Below are 17,541 nucleotides of genomic sequence, written 5' to 3'. Positions count from 1 at the left end.
AAAATAATTTACAAACCGAAAATAAGGAATAAGCATGCTTTTTCACCCTCACGGTAAATCCTATATTTTCGCCCCTTTGCTCATTATTTTGCTATCTGCTTGTACTTCAAACCCAGCTTTAATGCCTACACCCAATTTATATGTAAGTACGCCTTATTCAGAAGCCCAAGTACCTAAAAACCTACATACTACAAGTATGGAATTACTCTATGTTACAGACCGAGCAATTTCTGAAAAAGAGGGGGTTATGTATAACGCAAGTCGCTCGCCATCAATTGCGTACGGTGTAGCAAAAGTAAATTTTGGCGATAGGTCGTTGCAGTGGGGTGAGCTATTAAAGCAAAGTAGTCTTAAAAATCGCTCCGCAAATTTGACTTACGTAATGGAGAAAGCGGATGAATTAGGTCGCTTCCCTTTATCGCCTTATAAATTTAGACGCGTAAAAAACAAACTCCAAATTGACGAAGATATTTTAGAACGCAAAATTTTTCACGAAACCCAGTTAAACAAAAACATTAATCAGCGTTTAAAAAACAGTAATAATAAAGACGTTATTTTGTTTGTGCATGGCTTTAATAATACCTTTAACGAATCAGTATTTACTCTTGCCGGTATTTGGCATTTTTTGAACCGACAAGGCGTACCTATTGTTTACTCTTGGCCTGCTGCTGCCACAGGATTAACCGGCTATTTTGAAGATAAAGAGTCTGGTCAATTTACTATTTTTCATTTAAAAGAGACTTTGCGACTGCTTTTCAAAAATCCTGAAATAGAAAACATTCATATTATTGCGCATAGCCGAGGTACAGATGTAGTAACCACAACACTTAGAGAACTTATAATTGAAAACAGAGCCAATGGCGGAAACCCCAGAGAAGACCTGCGTATTGAAAACTTAATTTTAGCAGCCCCTGATCTCGATTTTGGTATAATTAAACAAAGGCTAATGGCAGAGCAATTTGGGCCTGCGTTTGGGCAAATCACCATTTACACCTCTCAAGAAGATAGCGCGTTGGGTATTTCACAGTGGCTAACAAACAGCTTGAGCTTTGGTCGGCTAAACACCAAAGATGTAAACATAAACGAGCAAGACATATTTACCTCGGTAGGTAATGTAAGCCTAATTAAAGTGCCTAAATCTGGCAGCCTAATAGGCCATGACTACTTTCATAGTGATCCGGCGGTCAGCTCTGATCTGATTAATTTGATATTACATAAAGCATCGCCAGGCTCTAAAAAACGACCTCTACAAAAGCTCGAAAATAACTTTTGGTCGCTCGATTCAAATTACTTAATTAAAAACGAATAGTAGTTAGCACACAAAAAATAAAGCTTACTGCTGACTCAACAACCATTCTTTTGGCGCTTGCCCTGTTTTTTTTCTAAATACACGGGCGAGTGCAGAGCCATTTTCGTACCCAACCTGATTAGCTACTAAATCCATATTTTGATTTTTTAAAATAAGCTTTTTAGCAACCGATAAACGCCAATCAGCCAAATAGTCTGCCGGTGTTTGCTCAATTACTCGCTTAAAGGTATCGGCAAATTTAGAGCGCGACATACCACACTCCTCAGCCATAGCGCTAAGCGACCAGCTTTGCTCTGGGGTTTGATGTATTTTTATTAATACCTTAGCCAACTGAGGATGGGCAAGCCCTGCCATCATCCCGCTTTTAATTGTGCCTTCTTCTAGTACTTTACGAAGCACACTAATTAAAAATATATCGCATAAGCGGTCTATAATTAAATGCTTACCGCTGGCGTCTTTAAATGCCTCTTCAAAAATCCAAAAAGCGCTCTGCGCTAATAATCCATCACCCGTTAATTCGTAATTTAAGCAAAAAGGCAGCGCCTGTAATAAAGGGCTATGCCCTCCACTTTGATAGCTAATTTGTGCACACACTAAATCAGCACCGTCACTCTTATCCGCAAACAAACAGTGCCCAGTAGAGTGAGGAAAAAAGATAACCGAAGGCTTAGACAAAGCTACTTCAAAGCCACTATTACTACGCACCTTTAACGTACCAGAACGTAATAAATGTAAATGCCCAACACCTTGATCCTCACTAAAATCGCTCGTACCACACATATTGCCGCTAAAAAACACATTCGCATTAAGTGAAAAATGACTCAACACACTCGAAAGTACGTCCATAAACGCTCCTTTGGATTATTGGTATGAAAATACAGACTAATAGACGCATATTAACCAAATAATAACGATAAAGTACAGTTGAGTTTTAAACAAACAAACCTATTTAATTTTTCTTTGGAGATACACATGAAATTTTCGACACTCACTAAATCAGCTTTTTTTGCAGCATCGGTACTTGCAAGTTCATTAAGCTTTGCAGCAGACATAGACGCAAATGCCGACGTTAACGACATTGCAATTAGTGGTTATGATACCGTTGCTTACTTTACCCAAAACAAAGCGGTAACAGGCAGCTCTGAATATACTGCAACACATAAAAATGCCATTTATAAGTTCAGCTCAGCTAAGCACCGCGACTTATTTAGAGCTAACCCAGAAAAGTACGCACCACAATTTGGTGGCTTTTGTGCGTTTGGTGTATCAATGGAGAAAAAGTTTGACGTAGATCCAGAGGCTTTCAAAATTGTTGAAAACAAACTTTATTTAAATCTTGATAAATCGGTTCAAAAACAATGGCTAAAAGACGTACCAGGCTTTATTACTTCAGCCGATTCAAACTGGTTTGACATAAAAGACAAAACAGCAAAAGAGCTTTAATAAAACCAATTTAAAGTTAATTTTTGAGGTTGCTTCGGTTTATAACCGTTCACCCTCAAAATGCCATTTAAATTAATAAAATTTTAGGCTTAAGCTCTTAATTTAACTAATATTACTTTGATTTATTAAGCATCGCTTTTAAATCGGCAAATGGAGAATGCGTCGCAGCCTCAACTTTGCGATCTGTAGTCGACCCGCCATACATAATATGCTCGTGGTATTTATTGTGCTCATTGTCGTGGCAATAAATACACAATAACTCCCAGTTACTTCCGTCTTCAGGATTATTACTGTGGTTATGATCAACATGGTGCACCGTTAACTCACGTAAATTTGAGTATTCAAACTCACGAGCACAACGCCCGCATACCCAAGGATATAATCTTAAGGCCTTTATTCTATAACCTTCCTCTTGCTTAACATAAGCCTGAGGTACATCGTTATTCTTACTCATAATATTCCTGGTAAATTCACTATTTCGGTGCTCAATACTAAAAAAACTTAATTACTGACAAATCACCAAAAGAAGTATCTATATGCCGGCCTGTTTGCTCCCATGCACGTAGTACAACCATAAGTTTTTTATTGTCGGAAGTCCAAGAAATTCCACCGCCGTATGCTGCCACTTTTTCGCCGCCCGAATCTTTTAACCCCAGCCCAGGGTCTGTATTTCGAATATTTCCCTTACCTACTTTGTATTCAGCAAATACGTGAACATTATGCGGTAACGAAAATGATAAAAGCGAGCCAATACTCGCCCCGTACGAATTAGAAATTAACTTAGTGACCTGTGGTGCAGATGAATTTAAAAAATCAGCTTGAAACACAATATTATCTTTATTCTCAAGAGATACATGCTTAAAAGACCACGCGCCAACAATACTTAACGACAAATCAAATTTGCTGCTTAGCTTTGGCCTATTAAGAAAAAAGTGCTCAAACAAAGACTCTTTATTATTGAAGGTATAAAAGTTGTGTTGGCCAGATAGCTCAAACTTGGTTGAACGTGTATTTTGCGAGAAAATTTGATCCGTTTGATTGCCGCTTAAATTGCTAGCCGTGCTTTGCAGCCCTTCAAGCGTTTGATAGTTAAATGTGATTTTAGAATTTTTAAATTTTCTATACGAAAGCAGTATATCTTGTGTTTTTGTTTCAACATCCTCTTCGAAAATATCGGCTGAATAACCAATTTCAATGTCGTTAATATCAAAAAACACACCCACACGTTGATTGTTTATGGGCTCTAACGAAAACAGTGTTTTTTGATTACTCCCAGCCAAGTCATCGTATATTAACGCGTGACTAGTGTTAGGGTTTGAAATAGTGGTGCGTATCGACTTTAAGTCAAAATCGAAAGCCAATACAGCACCAGATTGAAATGCCGCTAAAACGGCAAAGCTCACAATAACCAAGTAATTGCGATTCATTAAAAACACTCAAAAATTAATTTGTATTAGAGTAGCGTTTTTTTCACCTTAAATTATCACAAAAGGTTAACAATTGATGAAAACTTTAAATAATGCGCTTTATGCCCTTTTTTGGGGTGCTTTCAAGGTCAAACTCACTTACATGCTTAATTAGCTCCGGGAAGAACGCTAAAAACACGGCTTCTAATTCATCGTAATTCCGTGCTATGTCATCAGCCGCGCCCGCAAAAGTGTTAGTAAAGCGAATACGCTTGGCAATATTATCAAGTGCTAGCCCTATTCCATCTATGGTTTCGTATTCTTTAAACCAATCGTTTTTAGTCATACTTGTTACAACATGCTGCATACGCGTTGGCATAACAGGTATCCGATTATTTAAAAGCTGATAGCTGGTGTACTTAAAGTCACTTAAAGGTTGCTTGCTAAATCGTTGCCAATGCACAATTAAAAAATGATCAAACACCACATCAATAGCTACACCAGCAAAGCGCTTACGCTCGGGTGAAAAGTACTGTTTAGCGTGTTTTACTGCGCGGTGGGAGTCGGTAAATTTATCGACTAAATAGTGGTTATCGAGCCCGTTTATAACCGTATTTGGTAAGTGTTCTACATGCCTTTTACCACCAAAGTCGCCCAACAAGTTCCCAAAGTGAGAATCGGCTGTAGGCTGTGCTAAATAAAGGTGAGCTAAATAATTCAAAGTGTTCTCGGGCTTGGTATTAATACAGTTAAAATAATAACTTAATTGTAAGCGCTACTTAAAGTTAGATTTTATGCCTAATCAAAAAAATAGCATAAAAAAGGTGAAACTAAGTTTCACCTTTCATATTAATTTTGAAACTAATTAGCTAGCATTACGCTGTAGAAACGTTACTTGCGCCTGCATTGTTAAGTATTTCTTCAATAGCGTTTTTGTTGTCACTATCGTACTTAATACCAATTAATATAGAGCCTTTTTCAATGGCATCTTCATAATACTTAATTTCGTGCTCGGGGATAAACGCACCAACTGCGGCACCTAAAGTACCACCAACTGCAGCGCCTGCGCCACCAGCAGCAAATGCAGCGACTAATGGACCGGCAACTAATAAGCCTGTACCACCTGTTGCTACAGTCCCTACGGCAGTAAATCCGCCAATAATTGCAGCAAGAATACCACCCGAAGCCGCGCCTATAATGCCGCCCTCGGCAGCTTTAGTACCTTCGTCTACAGCAAAATCTTCCTTTGCGTATGAGTCGTTGGCTACAATACTAATATCAGCTTCATTAATACCTAAAGCTTCTAATCTATAAATTGCGAGTGTTGCTTGTGATGCACTTTCGAATAACCCAGTAATAACGGTACTCATAATAACTCCTTTATTTATTTAAGAAAATACACTTACTACCAAGCAAAACTCAAACCAAATAAATTATCATTTAAAATCAATAATATAAAACAAAACCTCGTACTAACTCTCTTATTATTAGAGTAAAAATTGCTAAATTTTGTAAAAAACTCCTATCTACATAAACAAAATTCCTTGCGAAATAAAGAGAGGTTTTTATCACTCTCTTGTCTATGGTTATTACCGTGCTTACCAATAAAATTAAAAACACCAACAGAGCATTATTTTTCATGCGATTTGAAGGTTAAAACAAAGACGCTTATCCTCTTCAATTCCCCTACCCAGTTACAATTGTGTTTTATTAATTCAGTAAAGAGTCAGTCTAATTTTGTTATCACTGTGGTTCATTTTTCGGTGCGCATGAATCGTAAAATACTGTGCTAAATCTCCTTTTTATATTGCCCTGCTATCAGCAGATATAGGCCGCCCATGGATTACGAAAACAACTTTTTATGTCAATCACAGCAAGCTGCACTGCAACAAGCGCTAATTAATACCAAGCTTTTAAGTCGCCTTTCAATAAATAGTGAAGATGTACCTTCGCTTGAGCAACAAGCTTATGGGGCTATTGCAGTTATGCTTTATCGCCTTAATTTGCAAAAAATAAAATGGTCATCATTTTTAAAAACAGCAATAAACACAGCTAGCAACGCCTGCCAATGGTTATCCATCGAGCTTGCAAGATGCCAACAAGAATACAAAGCCCAACCTAATGACGCTGTAATAATTGAGCAAAACGCTCTTTTGAATGGTATTTTTAGCGAAGAACTCGCCTATATCGGTGCCTTACTAGGAACTGAAGCACAAGCTTAATATAGCAAGTAACAAAGCCCACCAACCAATAACGCCCAAGTATACTTTTAAAGAAAAAGGTTATGGCTAAAAATAAATATATAAGAGAGGTTCAAATATAAAGTCAGCAATCTTGCTCGTATTATAAAAAAATCAATTTCAGTATTACAATCATTACAGCCCTTGTGGTATGCATTTTAAAGTTGAAGCATGAATTATTCCTTCATTGCTTCAACATTCAAAAGTTCGAGTTGATATCGTTGCTTTTCAAATCTTGTTTTACTGCTTTTTGATAAAACGTCAAAAAATACAAACCAGCCTAAAGCAACCTGACTACCATCGTGCGATAAGCTAGCGCTCAAATAACTAAGATAGGCTGTATTAGATGGAGAATTTGATTGGTTGATTGGATCATAAGTTTTGTCTAGTTCGGCTGCTAACAAAAACTCATTTTCTAAAAAGTTTAGTTTAAAAATAGAAGCCTTCGCTTTTATGTAATCTCGCCTTTTGCTTGCTGTGATCCCTGAAAGTAAAACATCGCCTGATTTGCTCAACATAAATTGTCGGTTAAACCTCAGGTCGCCCATTACCTTAGAGTCAGAACTGAAATTCGCCACAAGTACAGACCTACTAATATTTGCTGGTACTTTAGTTACCACTTTATCTGGACTTAGTTCATTTTGTTTTAACGTGACTATTTGGTCATTTGGCAAGCGGATAGCCTGCCAGCCTTGCGCTGTTTTTTTCCATAATTTAATAACCGGATGAGCAATGGTTACCTCTACAGGCGTATTAAGTATATGGAACCTTGTGTTATTTTGCTCAGGTTGAATGTATTCACCTATCGCTAATACATCGCCTTTAAGATTAGTTGCAATATCAACCCCTGACATTTTATTAGAGTCAGGCAACATAGCAAAATTAGTAGTGACTTGATAAGTGTTGTTAACTAACAAAAGCTCTGTCACAAAACCCTGATAATTTTTTCCATATTGCTCACTTTTAGCCAAAGCGACAAATAGCCTTTGTCCATTATTAACACTCAGTAAGCGGGTTACATTCCACTCATCCCACTCCTTAGGAAGCCTTTGTTTTATTATCGGTTTACTTGGGTTGGCAATATCGTAAACAACTAATTCAAAATTGCTGAGCATGACAATTTTTTTACCATTTTCAGTGATGTTAAAACGCCAAGGTCGATAACTATCTGCCGAAACACCTGTATTCTCATCGGGGAAACTTTTTTCTGCTTTAAAATCATTAAATTTAAAACTAACTTTTTTTTGCATACCTATTTGCGTTACGTGCGTGCAAATATTGGGATCGTATTTACAGTTATAAACATAACCTTGCTCACTATTACTGTCATACTGCCAATCATCTAAGTGGTAAACTCTATCGCTTCGATATTCAAGTTGCCCAACTTTTTCACCTGCCATTTCAAAATCAATTTTACTTAAACTAACTTGAGGTGAATCACTAGGGAATATTCTACCAAAGGGAGAGTGTTTAATGAGCGGAAAAGCGTCAGACGATTTAAAACCAGTTAACTGATAAAAAGGGATTTCAACTAATTCTCTCGACTTATTTAGCAAAACCATATCATGTTTATAATAAGTCACATTACCTAATAATGAGTTGACTGTTTTTGCTTTATGAACTGTTTTATGTTCAAACTTAACCCCTTTGTTTTCTACTGGTTTAGTTTGTCTATGAGAAGGCGTTGCTTGCGGTTGGCTATAAGTTGACTCTGGGCTAACACCACCACGAAAATTAACCACAAGAGTTACAATGATCGCAATCGTAAAAAATACAGCATACATCCCTATACCACTACCAGGTTGGTTATTAGATGACTGACTTACATTACTAGATGACTGACTTGAATTATTTATAGGGGCACTGCGCTTTACTGCAGACTTAATATTCGGTTTTATATTTTTTTTAACTTGCGCTTTTTTTTGATTAAGCTGGCAATGTGGACAAGCTTTTTGCCAATAGGCATGTTCTGAATTTTGTTTACATACTTTGAGCTTTAAACTTTGTTCTAGTAGTAACTTTTGCCATATATTAGCTTTAGTTCGAACTCTACTCGTTAAACTTTGAGTAAATGCTTTTGACAAAACGTCAGGAAAATCAGTGTGTATACTCCACGGAGAAGGCTTTATTTTTGCATGAACTTTTATTGCATATGGGTAAAGACCCTCAGTAATTTTAGTTTGGTTGTCGCTTGGTAAAGAATATCCATTTTTAGATACGCCTTGGAATGGGTGTAAACCGTTATTTAACAGCTGAAAGAGTATTGTAGTCAACGCGAATAAATCTTGACCGACTCCTAACTTTTCAGGTGGTATTTTACCGCCAAAAGCTTCGGGGGCAATATAACCAGACGTATATTGATGCCCCTTAAATCTCTTTTTATCACCTTTAATCGAAAAGCCGTCGCAATCTAAAACCATTACATCACCAGTGTGCTTATCAAAAGATAAGTTTGCTGGTTTTAAATCAATAATATAATGACCCAAACGGTGAAGCTCTGCGACCTTACTCGCTAAACTAATCGCAACGGTAACCCTAAACTTATAACTGTCGGTTATTTTTAATGACTCACGCAAGCGTTTAGAAAGTAACATTTCAATAGTGTAGCAACGACTTAAATCAAGTAGAGGCATTGCATAACCAATAAAGTTATTTTTTTTATCACTTATAACGGCAACAGGCCAACAAATTCCCTCTGCTGTCGGCGCATTCGACAACATCTGCCACAATTTATCTTGCCGTTGCATATCTTTGTTTGGATCATGATAAATTTTTAAAGCTAACTTGTTGTCAATAGTAGCGTAAATAGTGCCATCAGCACCGCTATTAATCGGCTTTTTTTTGTACTGTACTTGCGCTGTTTTTCCATCAAGATAAATTAGGTTTACGCTATTACTCATTCAATAACCAAACTAAGGTTTTATCATCGTTTGTAATACTATTGGTACGAGGATCATTTAAAGTGTTTTTTAGTGCGTGGCGTCCTGTTGCGTCATCTACACTAGCTAAGTAATTGTGTATCGGTAACAAAAAGTTAGTTGTGGGTCTATAAGGATTTGTTAATGCAGCAAAACTAGCCGCGCCATCAGACATTAAAAACCAGAGTTTATAACGTTCTGGAGCACACATAATACGTAAGTGAGATTGCCAATCAGGTAAAGTAAAAAAATAAGTGGTTTCGGCAAATTCGCCATTTTCAGGTTCGCTGACAATAAAATCAGACCAATCTTCAGGGTTAATACCAATAACAATCCCATCACCAATATGAAACACTAAACTTCCCTCATGAGAAGTTGCCACGCCACATAAGGTGGCATGATAATCCGATATTTCACCTTGCAGGGCAACGCACTTTCGAGCTTCACTAATTGCAGTTTTTAAGCTTACTATTGCGCTTTCGCCAATCGTTTTTTCTTGAGCTAATGCTTCACATACTTTATCAATTAATTGCTTTGAGCCTAGATGTGAATATTGCGCAGAGCCTGCTCCATCAGATACACAAGCGACAAGTCCCATTGCCGTTTTTTTTACTTGCCAAGCGTCTTGGCAAGGTATCTTGCCATCAATATGCGATGAACCAGTAACTGAGCAGCCAAGAAATCGCCCAGCCATTAAATCTCAACCTCAGCCCACTCATCGGCTGAAGGAATGCGCACTTTTTGACCAGGAACACTTGCTGATACTGTTGCCATAGAACGACTAAGCCAAACAAAAAGTTCTGTAAAATTTAATCCTTTCAATTTTTTTGCTGATTTATTAGAAAACTGCCCCAGCGCTGCAAAATCTGCGCCTTCAGTACCTATTGGAAAAATAACAACTTTTTTATCTTCTTCAGCTTTACGGCACGCATCAGCTGATTGTTCCCAATCCAAATCTGTCGGACAGCCATCAGATAATACGATGATCCAAGGTCGAGTACTTGAAATACCATTCTCGTCATATACTAACTTTTGTTGTTGTACCTCATTAAGTGCCGTCGTCATTCCTGCACCTAATGGGGTTAAGCCTCCGGCTTCAATTGTTGGTGCTTTAAAATCTACAGCATCTACCCATGGCTGTATTACCTCTACATCATCATGACCTCCAACAGCTAATACAAGAACCTGCACTTTTAATGCGGCAGACAAATCACTTTTTAATTGTTCTTCAAAAACTTTAAGACCAAGGTTGAGCTGCTTTAGAGGCTCACCAGCCATTGAGCCAGAAGCATCTAGCACCAACACACATGGAGTTCTTTGATTAGCGTTATCGATAAATTCAACGCCTGGAATTGCATCATTATGCATAAGTAATTAAGTCCTTTTAAATGGGAGGTTTTTAATCAATAATTTAGAGTTTACTAAATTTTTATCGACTCAAATATATTATAAAAATTAATTATATTAAAGGTTTAAAGAAAACTAAAAACAACAGATTAGTTATTCTTTAATATTAAAACTAAAATAAAGATTACGTAGATACTGGTAAATACAGCTGCAAATAGACTTTCCATCAATACCCACTTAGTGAGAACCCACTCTCCTTGCTTAATGCATTATTTTAAATACGTAACCAATACCATCACTAAATTAAGTAGTTATTTAATAAATACAAATACTCGCGGGGTTTAATAAAGCTTTAGCGGAAGAATATTAAAGTGTAGATTTTAAAATAGCCCGATTAAAGGCTTTACGGTTCTATCGGTATATAAATTGCTGTTACTAATGTTCTTACTTAAAGAGTTACACATAAATAACGCTGCCGTTATTTATAAAAAGGAGAACATTATGAGTAATAAACAACTAATTACGACTATCGGTATAGGTCTCGCCGCTGCATCTGCAGGTATGTTAACAAGGAAAACTTTACAAAAATCGTGGGAAAAGGTTACCAACGAACCAGCCCCAAAAGATAGACCAAGCGAAGAAACAGATCTTAAAGAGGCCGTTACATGGGCAGTGGTCTCAGGTATTGGTGCGGGTGCTGCAAGAATGGCCGTACGTTACGTGCTAGACAAGCGCCGATCCAAATAAACCGACCCGATTGATACCTCTTATAAGTATTAATCGTAATGCGGTGAGGCTCTAAAGGCGGCTTGCGACAACCAATCCCCAGTTGTCGCAAGCAACTTTGCTAAAGCCTAGTTAAGGTTACTTAACTATTAAGTTAAAAAATATATTAATATCCAAACCGGGGTTCTGTGGTTAAATTTAAAATGTCGGATGGCACGGCTGCGCCGCTTATCCAACCTACGTAGGTTGAAAAAGCCAAAGGCGCCTTCCAACAAGACCCCTAGATTTTAAACAGATACACTCTATTGAACATTAACCTATTAAACATTAACTCCCTTTCAAAGTTGTTGCCTGCCTACAAGCTTGCGTATAATGCCCGCATTCCGGCTGCATTTTTTAGCCGCTAACTTGGATTTTAATAATGAAAAAACTCTCTGCAGTGCAAATAAAACAGCAAGCACTTGTACTTAATACTGCTGAAAAATTAGAAGAACAAGGCCGCGCTGAGCTCCCAGGCATGCTGCAATGCTGGTTTGATGTGGAATACCACTTATTTCCAAGTACACTACTGCTGTGCTTTCAGTTTGAAAACGAGCAAGCCTTAGCCGCCGCAGAACCTGATTTATTAAAATGGCAAAAACGCTTAAGCGGCGCAATGCTTAAAAAAGGCGTTATTTTAAAAGATATGCGTAAACATTTAGTGTTTACCTTAAAAGGGCCTGATGATTAAAGCGAGGTTTTTAAAGGGGTATAGAGCCTTATGCTCGTATTGCCAAAGCACATAAAACTATAATGAAAAGCCGCTGCATTACTGCAACGGCTTTTTACTTTTATTAGAGCTTAAAGTAGTACCTATAAAGATCAATTTTTGACTCAGGGATTTTTATTAGCCGATGATACTAATTGGCCGTTAAACAATACTAATGCACGGCAAAAGCAAATATCAGTCGATTCAACGTTAATTGGTTGCCCTAAGTTAGCAATAGTAGGATAGTAAATTACACATAAAACAATAGCTTTATCTTAGGAGTATTATGATCAAAGTATTATTAGCGACCAGCTTAATTGCCTCTTCATTCGCTGCTTTAAGTAATCCTTTAACTGTTGAAGAACAGCGTATCAACAAAGCCCAATCAGCAATGCCAAGTGTTTTAAATGCATTTACCCCACAAGTATCAAGTTTTGAGCAGCAATTTAAAGAATTAAACGACTTTAAAAGTGCAAAAGCATTAGTACAAAGCTTTAGCTTTGAACTGTGGGAAAACGCAAAGCAACGCATAGTAAAAACCAATAACTACGACGACCGAGAGCTTTACTGGGCGCGCCTGCTTTCAAGCAAAGTAATACGTACAACGTCACCTAAATTTTCAATTACGCAGGCTCAACTAAATACTTTACTAACCCTACTTGAGGAAGGCAGCCGAGGACGTACCGACCTTGCTTTTTCATCAGGCAGTACTAAAAAAATATTACTAACGGGTTTTGACCCATTTTTACTCGATAAAAACATAAACCAAAGTAATCCCTCAGGTGTTGCGGCGCTATTACTCGACGGCCAAGTTATTAATTACAACGGTATCAGCGCAGAAATTAACACCGTTATGGTGCCTGTGCGCTACGAAGACTTTGATCAAGGCATAATAGAGTCGCTACTTGCCCCCTACTACGCACTTAATAATGTAGACATGGTAGTAACCGTAAGTATGGGCAGAACAGAGTTTGATTTAGAGCATTTCCCGGGTAAACGTCGCAGTGTAACCGCCCCAGATAATGCCAATATTGTGTATGGCGGAACGCAAACAAGCCCTGTAATACCAAAACTTAATGGCCGACCACTCCCAGGCAACGAGTTTGTAAAATTTAGCTTGCCTGTAAGTTACATGCAACAAGCCAAAGGCCCTTATAAAGTTATCGACAATCATGAAGTCACCACGCTTGAAAAAACCTATAAAGCCGGTTCGTACGGCGAGCTTAAAAATAGTATTGCGGTAAATGGCGGCGGCGGTGGCTACCTGTCTAACGAAATATCGTACCGAAGTATTCGCCTGCGCGATGCGCTTAATTCAAGTATACCTACAGGGCATATTCATACCCCACGTATAAAACAGTTCGAACCTGAAACAGAAGCTAAAATAGTAAAACAAATAAAGGCAATGCTAGCGCAAAGCTTAGTCGCGCTATAGTTTATAACTACCAGTTTAAGCGTATAAAAAAGGGCAATAACATTGCCCTTTTTTTAAATGGGGTTACTAGGGGCAGGTTTTGCATTTTTTCTTAATCACAAAAGGCAAAAAGAAAGAGCTGACCCTCCCGATTTGTTTGAGCTTTAATAAGTAAAGTGTTTACTAGTGCCTATAGGTTTTTAAAGAGTAAGCAATAATTTAAGGAAGAGTAATGCTGTTAAAGAAGTTATTTGTATCTGGATATAAGAGCATTTCCTCTGAGCAAGCTCAGTCGATTGAGTTTGAGTCTGATATAACAACATTTATTGGACATAATGGAACAGGGAAAAGTGCTTCCTTAGAAGCGCTAAATAAGTTATTTGCTATTGACCATTCTTTACGGGGAATATCACCTTCAGATTTTTATTTAAAAGACGATGCAGATAAAAATGCAGCAAGAAGTTTATTAATTGAAGCATGGTTCACTTTATCTGATATAGATGGTAACACCTCTATCCCTACATTGATTAATGGACTAACTGCATCAAGCGGAGATGGCGAAATTATATTCAGAGTACGTTTGGAAGCTAGTTTATCTTTTGACTATAACCCTTTAGGTGATGTAGAGGAAAATATTTGGGTTATAGATGGTGATATGGATACCCCTGTAGAGGACAATAAACACCGTTTATCAGCAACACAACGAAATGCAATTCAGGTCAACTATATACCAGCGAATAGAGATCCGTTAGTTCAATTGAAGTATTCATCAAAAGCAATCTTAGGGCGCTTACTAAAAGCCATAAAATGGTCAGATGGAGAAAAAGAGTCTTTTGAAGAGCAAGCGCAGCAATTAAATAGCCTAGCAGCACACAACCCAGCACTTATGCAAATAACTGATGCAATAAACTTAAGTTGGCAAAAAATTTATAAAGGACGCCATCTGAATCATGCTGATCTTAACTTCCCTGTTGGTGATGTTGACGAGATATTAAAATTAATAAAACTTCAATTTATGCCTGATGCAGCAAGAAATAAAGTAGATACAAGCAGGCTAAGTGACGGACAAAAATCTCTAGTTTATTTTGCTTTGACTAAAGCGTTATTTGATATAGATAAAGCTACGCGACAAGCAATTATAGATAAGCAACCATCGAATTTTGATGGTGATAAAATGAAGTTGCCTATATTTAGTTTAATTGCATTGGAAGAGCCAGAGAATCATCTATCACCACATTATCTTGGCCGTATTATCAAGCTAATTAAAGAGTACGGAGCTAGTGAGTTTTGTCAGTCAGTCGTCTCTACACATTCAGCTTCATTAGTTGGTCGAGTTGAACCAAAACAAATACGACACTTCCGACTTAGTAGTGAGAGCAAAAGTACGCATATTCAATCAATAGACCTCCCAGATGATGATGACGAACAGTCAAAGTATGTTAGTGAAGCTATTAAAGCTTATCCTGAAATCTATTTTTCAAAGCTAATAATTCTCGGTGAGGGTGATAGTGAACAAGTAATTATTCCCAGGTTATTGGAACAATATGGTGAGGATGTAGACACTCATTCGATATCCGTTGTGCCATTAGGTGGCAGACATGTAAATCACTTTTGGCGACTTCTTAATACATTGAAAATACCATTTGTTACTTTGTTAGATTTTGATATTGATCGAAATGGAGGTGGTTTCGGCCGAATAAAATATGCTGTTGAGCAATTGCTTGAAATGGATGAAGTTGCAAGTCAATACATAACACGTAATGTCACACCACTAATTCCTAGTTGGACTGATCAAAGAGATCCAAATTCATTTTGTTTGGTTTATGGTAAAGAGACTAAGAATATAGTGCATGAATTAGAAGAATGTAATGTATTTTTCTCTAGTCCATTAGATATTGACTATTCAATGATTTGCGCCTTTCCTGAAATTTTTTGCTCAATAGACGCTACCTATGGTGAGCGTGGACCGTCTGAAGGCAAAGAAGATGAAGAAGATGGTGATAGGGTTAAAAGAGAAGAGGCATTGACCAAAGCTGTATTAAAAAAGGGGAATGCAGGCAGGCGATTTGAGTTTGGGGATAACTGGGAGCGTAACTTCCTTTGGTATCGTTACCGCTTTCTGTCTAACAAGAGTAAACCAGCTTCTCATGTTCGAATGCTTTCCAAATTGTCCATTAGGTACACAGAAAAACAAGTTAGAGCAAAACTACCACCGGAGCTGAACCGATTGGCAGAACGTGTTATTGAGCTTGCCGGAGAGATAATAGAATGATCAAAGAATGGAGTCTCTCTGATGGTATCGAAGCTACAAATGAACTAATAGATATTATAGAATGTAATGAATCTGTGGCTGTTCTTGCTGGCGCAGGATCCGGGAAAACTGAGCTTTTAGCTCAAAAAGCTAATTATTTATTCTTTACAGAAAAATGCGCTTGGCCTAAAAGAATACTCTCTTTAACTTTCAAAACAGAGGCACAAATAAATATCAAAGAAAGAATTAATAAACGCTGTGGGCACAAAGCAACTCGTTTCGATTCTTTTACATTTCATGCATTTTGTAAAAGCATTGTGGATAGATTTAAAAATGTTTTATCTGATAATGAGCGACCAATTAATAACTACGATGTAGTGTTTCGTGCTCAAGAAGCTGATGGTGTGAATAAAATATTAATGGATAACTTAGTGTCTTTAGCTATTAGGATATTAAGAAAAAGGCCTGATATAAAAAAAATTTTTTCGTACTCATATGAATATGTCTTTGTGGATGAATTTCAAGACACAACAGATGAGCAGTATGAGCTTCTTCAAATATTATTTCAAGATACCAATATAAAACTATTAACCGTTGGTGATTTATACCAGAGTATTATGCTCTGGGCTGGGGCTAGGCAAACAGTCTTCAATGACTTCTTAAATGATTTTTCTGCAACAAATAAGTTTTTAGTAAAAAATTACAGAGCTTCAAAGGAAATTCAAGATGTATTAGAAGTGGTTTTAGAGTACATCAAAGATCCAACTCAAGAGGTGAAAGAATTATCATCTACTCCTGCAAATTGTTCAATAAATATTTTTAATGATGAATATCAGGAAGCATCGTTTATCGTTGATAATATTAAAGAAATTTTAGCGACAGGTGTGAATGAGGGGGATATCTGTATTTTAACAAAGCAGCAATCCCAACAATATACAGAAACTTTAAGAACTGCTCTGACTGTCGCAGGAATAAATAATTTAGAGATGACGGATTTGCAAGATGCATTGAAAGAACCATTGGGGCGACTATTCTCTTTATTTTTGAAAGCATTAATGTGCCCATCTCCGCAAGTTATGACTGAGCTTTTTCAAGTCAATTTGGTTTTAAATAAAGTTGAAATAGGTGATGATAAGGAAGAAACTTTAACCGCCTCTGTTGTCAACTTCCTATCATCAAAGCGTGATTTTGTAACCGTAAACACAACAGTTGAAGATTTACTAACTTATGTGCAGGAATTTATACACTTTATCGGAAGTCAAAAAATAAAAGGCCGTTGGAAGCAGTATAAATCGCCGGCATATTATGATTTAGTTTGGCAAAGTTTAGAGCTGCACTTAAGAAATATGTGCTCACAAGCAAATTCATTAAATATGGCTGTTAGGTTATTTAATGCCGAAAACTCAGTACAAATAATGAACATCCATAGATGTAAAGGACTTGAATATAACACTGTATTTCTTATTGGTTTAGAAGATCAGGCTTTTTGGAGTTATAGGCGGAACCCTTTTGAAAATAACTGTGCGATATATGTTGCTTTATCAAGGGCTAAAGAAAGAATAAATGTGACATATACCAAAACTAGAAGTCATCGGGTCAACAATGGGCATGATAATAGGTCTTCTACGTGGAATAACGTTAAACCATTTTTCAGGTTACTCATTGATAAATGTAAGCTTAATGTAGTTAACTTTACGAAATGACATTTAAAAAAGAGTGGCGAAGTTCTATTTAGTGAA

The 17,541-nt window shown here is 37.2% G+C and carries 16 protein-coding genes; 8 read left to right on the top strand and 8 right to left on the bottom strand.

The annotated features are described in order from the left end of the window. The first annotated feature begins 34 nt into the window (after positions 1-34). The gene (locus QL995_RS03555; RefSeq protein WP_290292839.1) at positions 35-1,309 is read left to right on the top strand and encodes an alpha/beta hydrolase; all 1,275 of its coding nucleotides are present in this window, start codon (positions 35-37) and stop codon (positions 1,307-1,309) included. A 24-nt stretch (positions 1,310-1,333) separates the two neighbouring features. Here QL995_RS03555 and QL995_RS03550 read toward each other — a convergent pair whose 3' ends face one another. Continuing rightward, positions 1,334-2,155 (bottom strand): AraC family transcriptional regulator, encoded by an 822-nt coding sequence (locus QL995_RS03550; RefSeq protein WP_290292837.1) that lies wholly within the window; start codon positions 2,153-2,155, stop codon positions 1,334-1,336. Positions 2,156-2,281: 126 nt separating this feature from the next. On the opposite strand from QL995_RS03550, the gene QL995_RS03545 reads away from it, so the two are divergent. Next, positions 2,282-2,752 (top strand): YHS domain-containing (seleno)protein, encoded by a 471-nt coding sequence (locus QL995_RS03545; RefSeq protein ID WP_008165251.1) that lies wholly within the window; start codon positions 2,282-2,284, stop codon positions 2,750-2,752. A gap of 112 nt (positions 2,753-2,864) precedes the next feature. Here QL995_RS03545 and QL995_RS03540 read toward each other — a convergent pair whose 3' ends face one another. The 4 genes from QL995_RS03540 to QL995_RS03525 all read right to left on the bottom strand — a co-directional run bounded on the left by QL995_RS03540 (position 2,865) and on the right by QL995_RS03525 (position 5,528). Then, positions 2,865-3,206 carry a YajD family HNH nuclease gene (locus QL995_RS03540; protein WP_007581433.1) on the bottom strand — a complete coding sequence of 114 codons (342 nt, stop codon included), beginning with the start codon at positions 3,204-3,206 and terminating at the stop codon, positions 2,865-2,867. A gap of 37 nt (positions 3,207-3,243) precedes the next feature. Continuing rightward, entirely contained in the window at positions 3,244-4,179 is a 936-nt protein-coding gene (locus tag QL995_RS03535) for a hypothetical protein (protein WP_290292828.1), read from the bottom strand. Between the two features lie 85 nt (positions 4,180-4,264). Then, positions 4,265-4,879: an ACP phosphodiesterase gene (locus QL995_RS03530; protein ID WP_290292826.1), complete on the bottom strand. Its 615-nt coding sequence runs from the start codon at positions 4,877-4,879 to the stop codon at positions 4,265-4,267. A 154-nt stretch (positions 4,880-5,033) separates the two neighbouring features. Beyond that, positions 5,034-5,528 (bottom strand): hypothetical protein, encoded by a 495-nt coding sequence (locus QL995_RS03525; RefSeq protein WP_007378461.1) that lies wholly within the window; start codon positions 5,526-5,528, stop codon positions 5,034-5,036. A 468-nt stretch (positions 5,529-5,996) separates the two neighbouring features. Here QL995_RS03525 and QL995_RS03520 point away from each other — a divergent pair, with 468 nt between their 5' ends. Then, positions 5,997-6,380, top strand: coding sequence for a hypothetical protein (locus tag QL995_RS03520; RefSeq protein ID WP_165725634.1), 384 nt, complete (start codon positions 5,997-5,999; stop codon positions 6,378-6,380). Positions 6,381-6,574: 194 nt separating this feature from the next. Here QL995_RS03520 and QL995_RS03515 read toward each other — a convergent pair whose 3' ends face one another. The 3 genes from QL995_RS03515 to QL995_RS03505 are packed head-to-tail and all read right to left on the bottom strand — an operon-like array spanning position 6,575 to position 10,684. Next, positions 6,575-9,298: a hypothetical protein gene (locus tag QL995_RS03515; protein WP_290292818.1), complete on the bottom strand. Its 2,724-nt coding sequence runs from the start codon at positions 9,296-9,298 to the stop codon at positions 6,575-6,577. Next, positions 9,291-10,010, bottom strand: a complete 720-nt coding sequence (locus QL995_RS03510; protein WP_282115210.1) for a PP2C family serine/threonine-protein phosphatase — start codon at positions 10,008-10,010, stop codon at positions 9,291-9,293. Before QL995_RS03510 ends, QL995_RS03515 begins: the two co-directional genes overlap by 8 nt. Further along, a complete protein-coding gene (locus tag QL995_RS03505; RefSeq protein WP_290292812.1) occupies positions 10,010-10,684 on the bottom strand; it encodes a VWA domain-containing protein in 675 nt (224 codons plus the stop codon). The genes QL995_RS03510 and QL995_RS03505 overlap by 1 nt, the downstream gene beginning before the upstream one ends. 480 nt (positions 10,685-11,164) lie before the next feature. Here QL995_RS03505 and QL995_RS03500 point away from each other — a divergent pair, with 480 nt between their 5' ends. From QL995_RS03500 to QL995_RS03480, 5 genes are all read left to right on the top strand, one after another. Then, positions 11,165-11,410, top strand: a complete 246-nt coding sequence (locus QL995_RS03500; RefSeq protein ID WP_024593336.1) for a DUF4235 domain-containing protein — start codon at positions 11,165-11,167, stop codon at positions 11,408-11,410. Between the two features lie 400 nt (positions 11,411-11,810). Further along, positions 11,811-12,119 carry a hypothetical protein gene (locus QL995_RS03495; protein ID WP_007579961.1) on the top strand — a complete coding sequence of 103 codons (309 nt, stop codon included), beginning with the start codon at positions 11,811-11,813 and terminating at the stop codon, positions 12,117-12,119. Positions 12,120-12,423: 304 nt separating this feature from the next. Then, positions 12,424-13,572, top strand: a complete 1,149-nt coding sequence (locus QL995_RS03490; RefSeq protein ID WP_290292808.1) for a hypothetical protein — start codon at positions 12,424-12,426, stop codon at positions 13,570-13,572. Between the two features lie 211 nt (positions 13,573-13,783). Continuing rightward, entirely contained in the window at positions 13,784-15,823 is a 2,040-nt protein-coding gene (locus QL995_RS03485) for an AAA family ATPase (RefSeq protein ID WP_290292805.1), read from the top strand. After that, on the top strand, positions 15,820-17,505 hold the full coding sequence (locus tag QL995_RS03480; protein WP_290292803.1) for an ATP-dependent helicase: 1,686 nt from the start codon (positions 15,820-15,822) through the stop codon (positions 17,503-17,505). Before QL995_RS03485 ends, QL995_RS03480 begins: the two co-directional genes overlap by 4 nt. The last annotated feature ends 36 nt before the right edge of the window (positions 17,506-17,541 follow it).

It is taken from the genome of Pseudoalteromonas sp. APC 3358 (assembly GCF_030408075.1).
GTDB lineage: Bacteria > Pseudomonadota > Gammaproteobacteria > Enterobacterales > Alteromonadaceae > Pseudoalteromonas > Pseudoalteromonas arctica.
The sequence above is the reverse complement of the archived record's forward strand: the minus strand, read 5'-3'. Positions and strand labels throughout refer to the sequence as shown.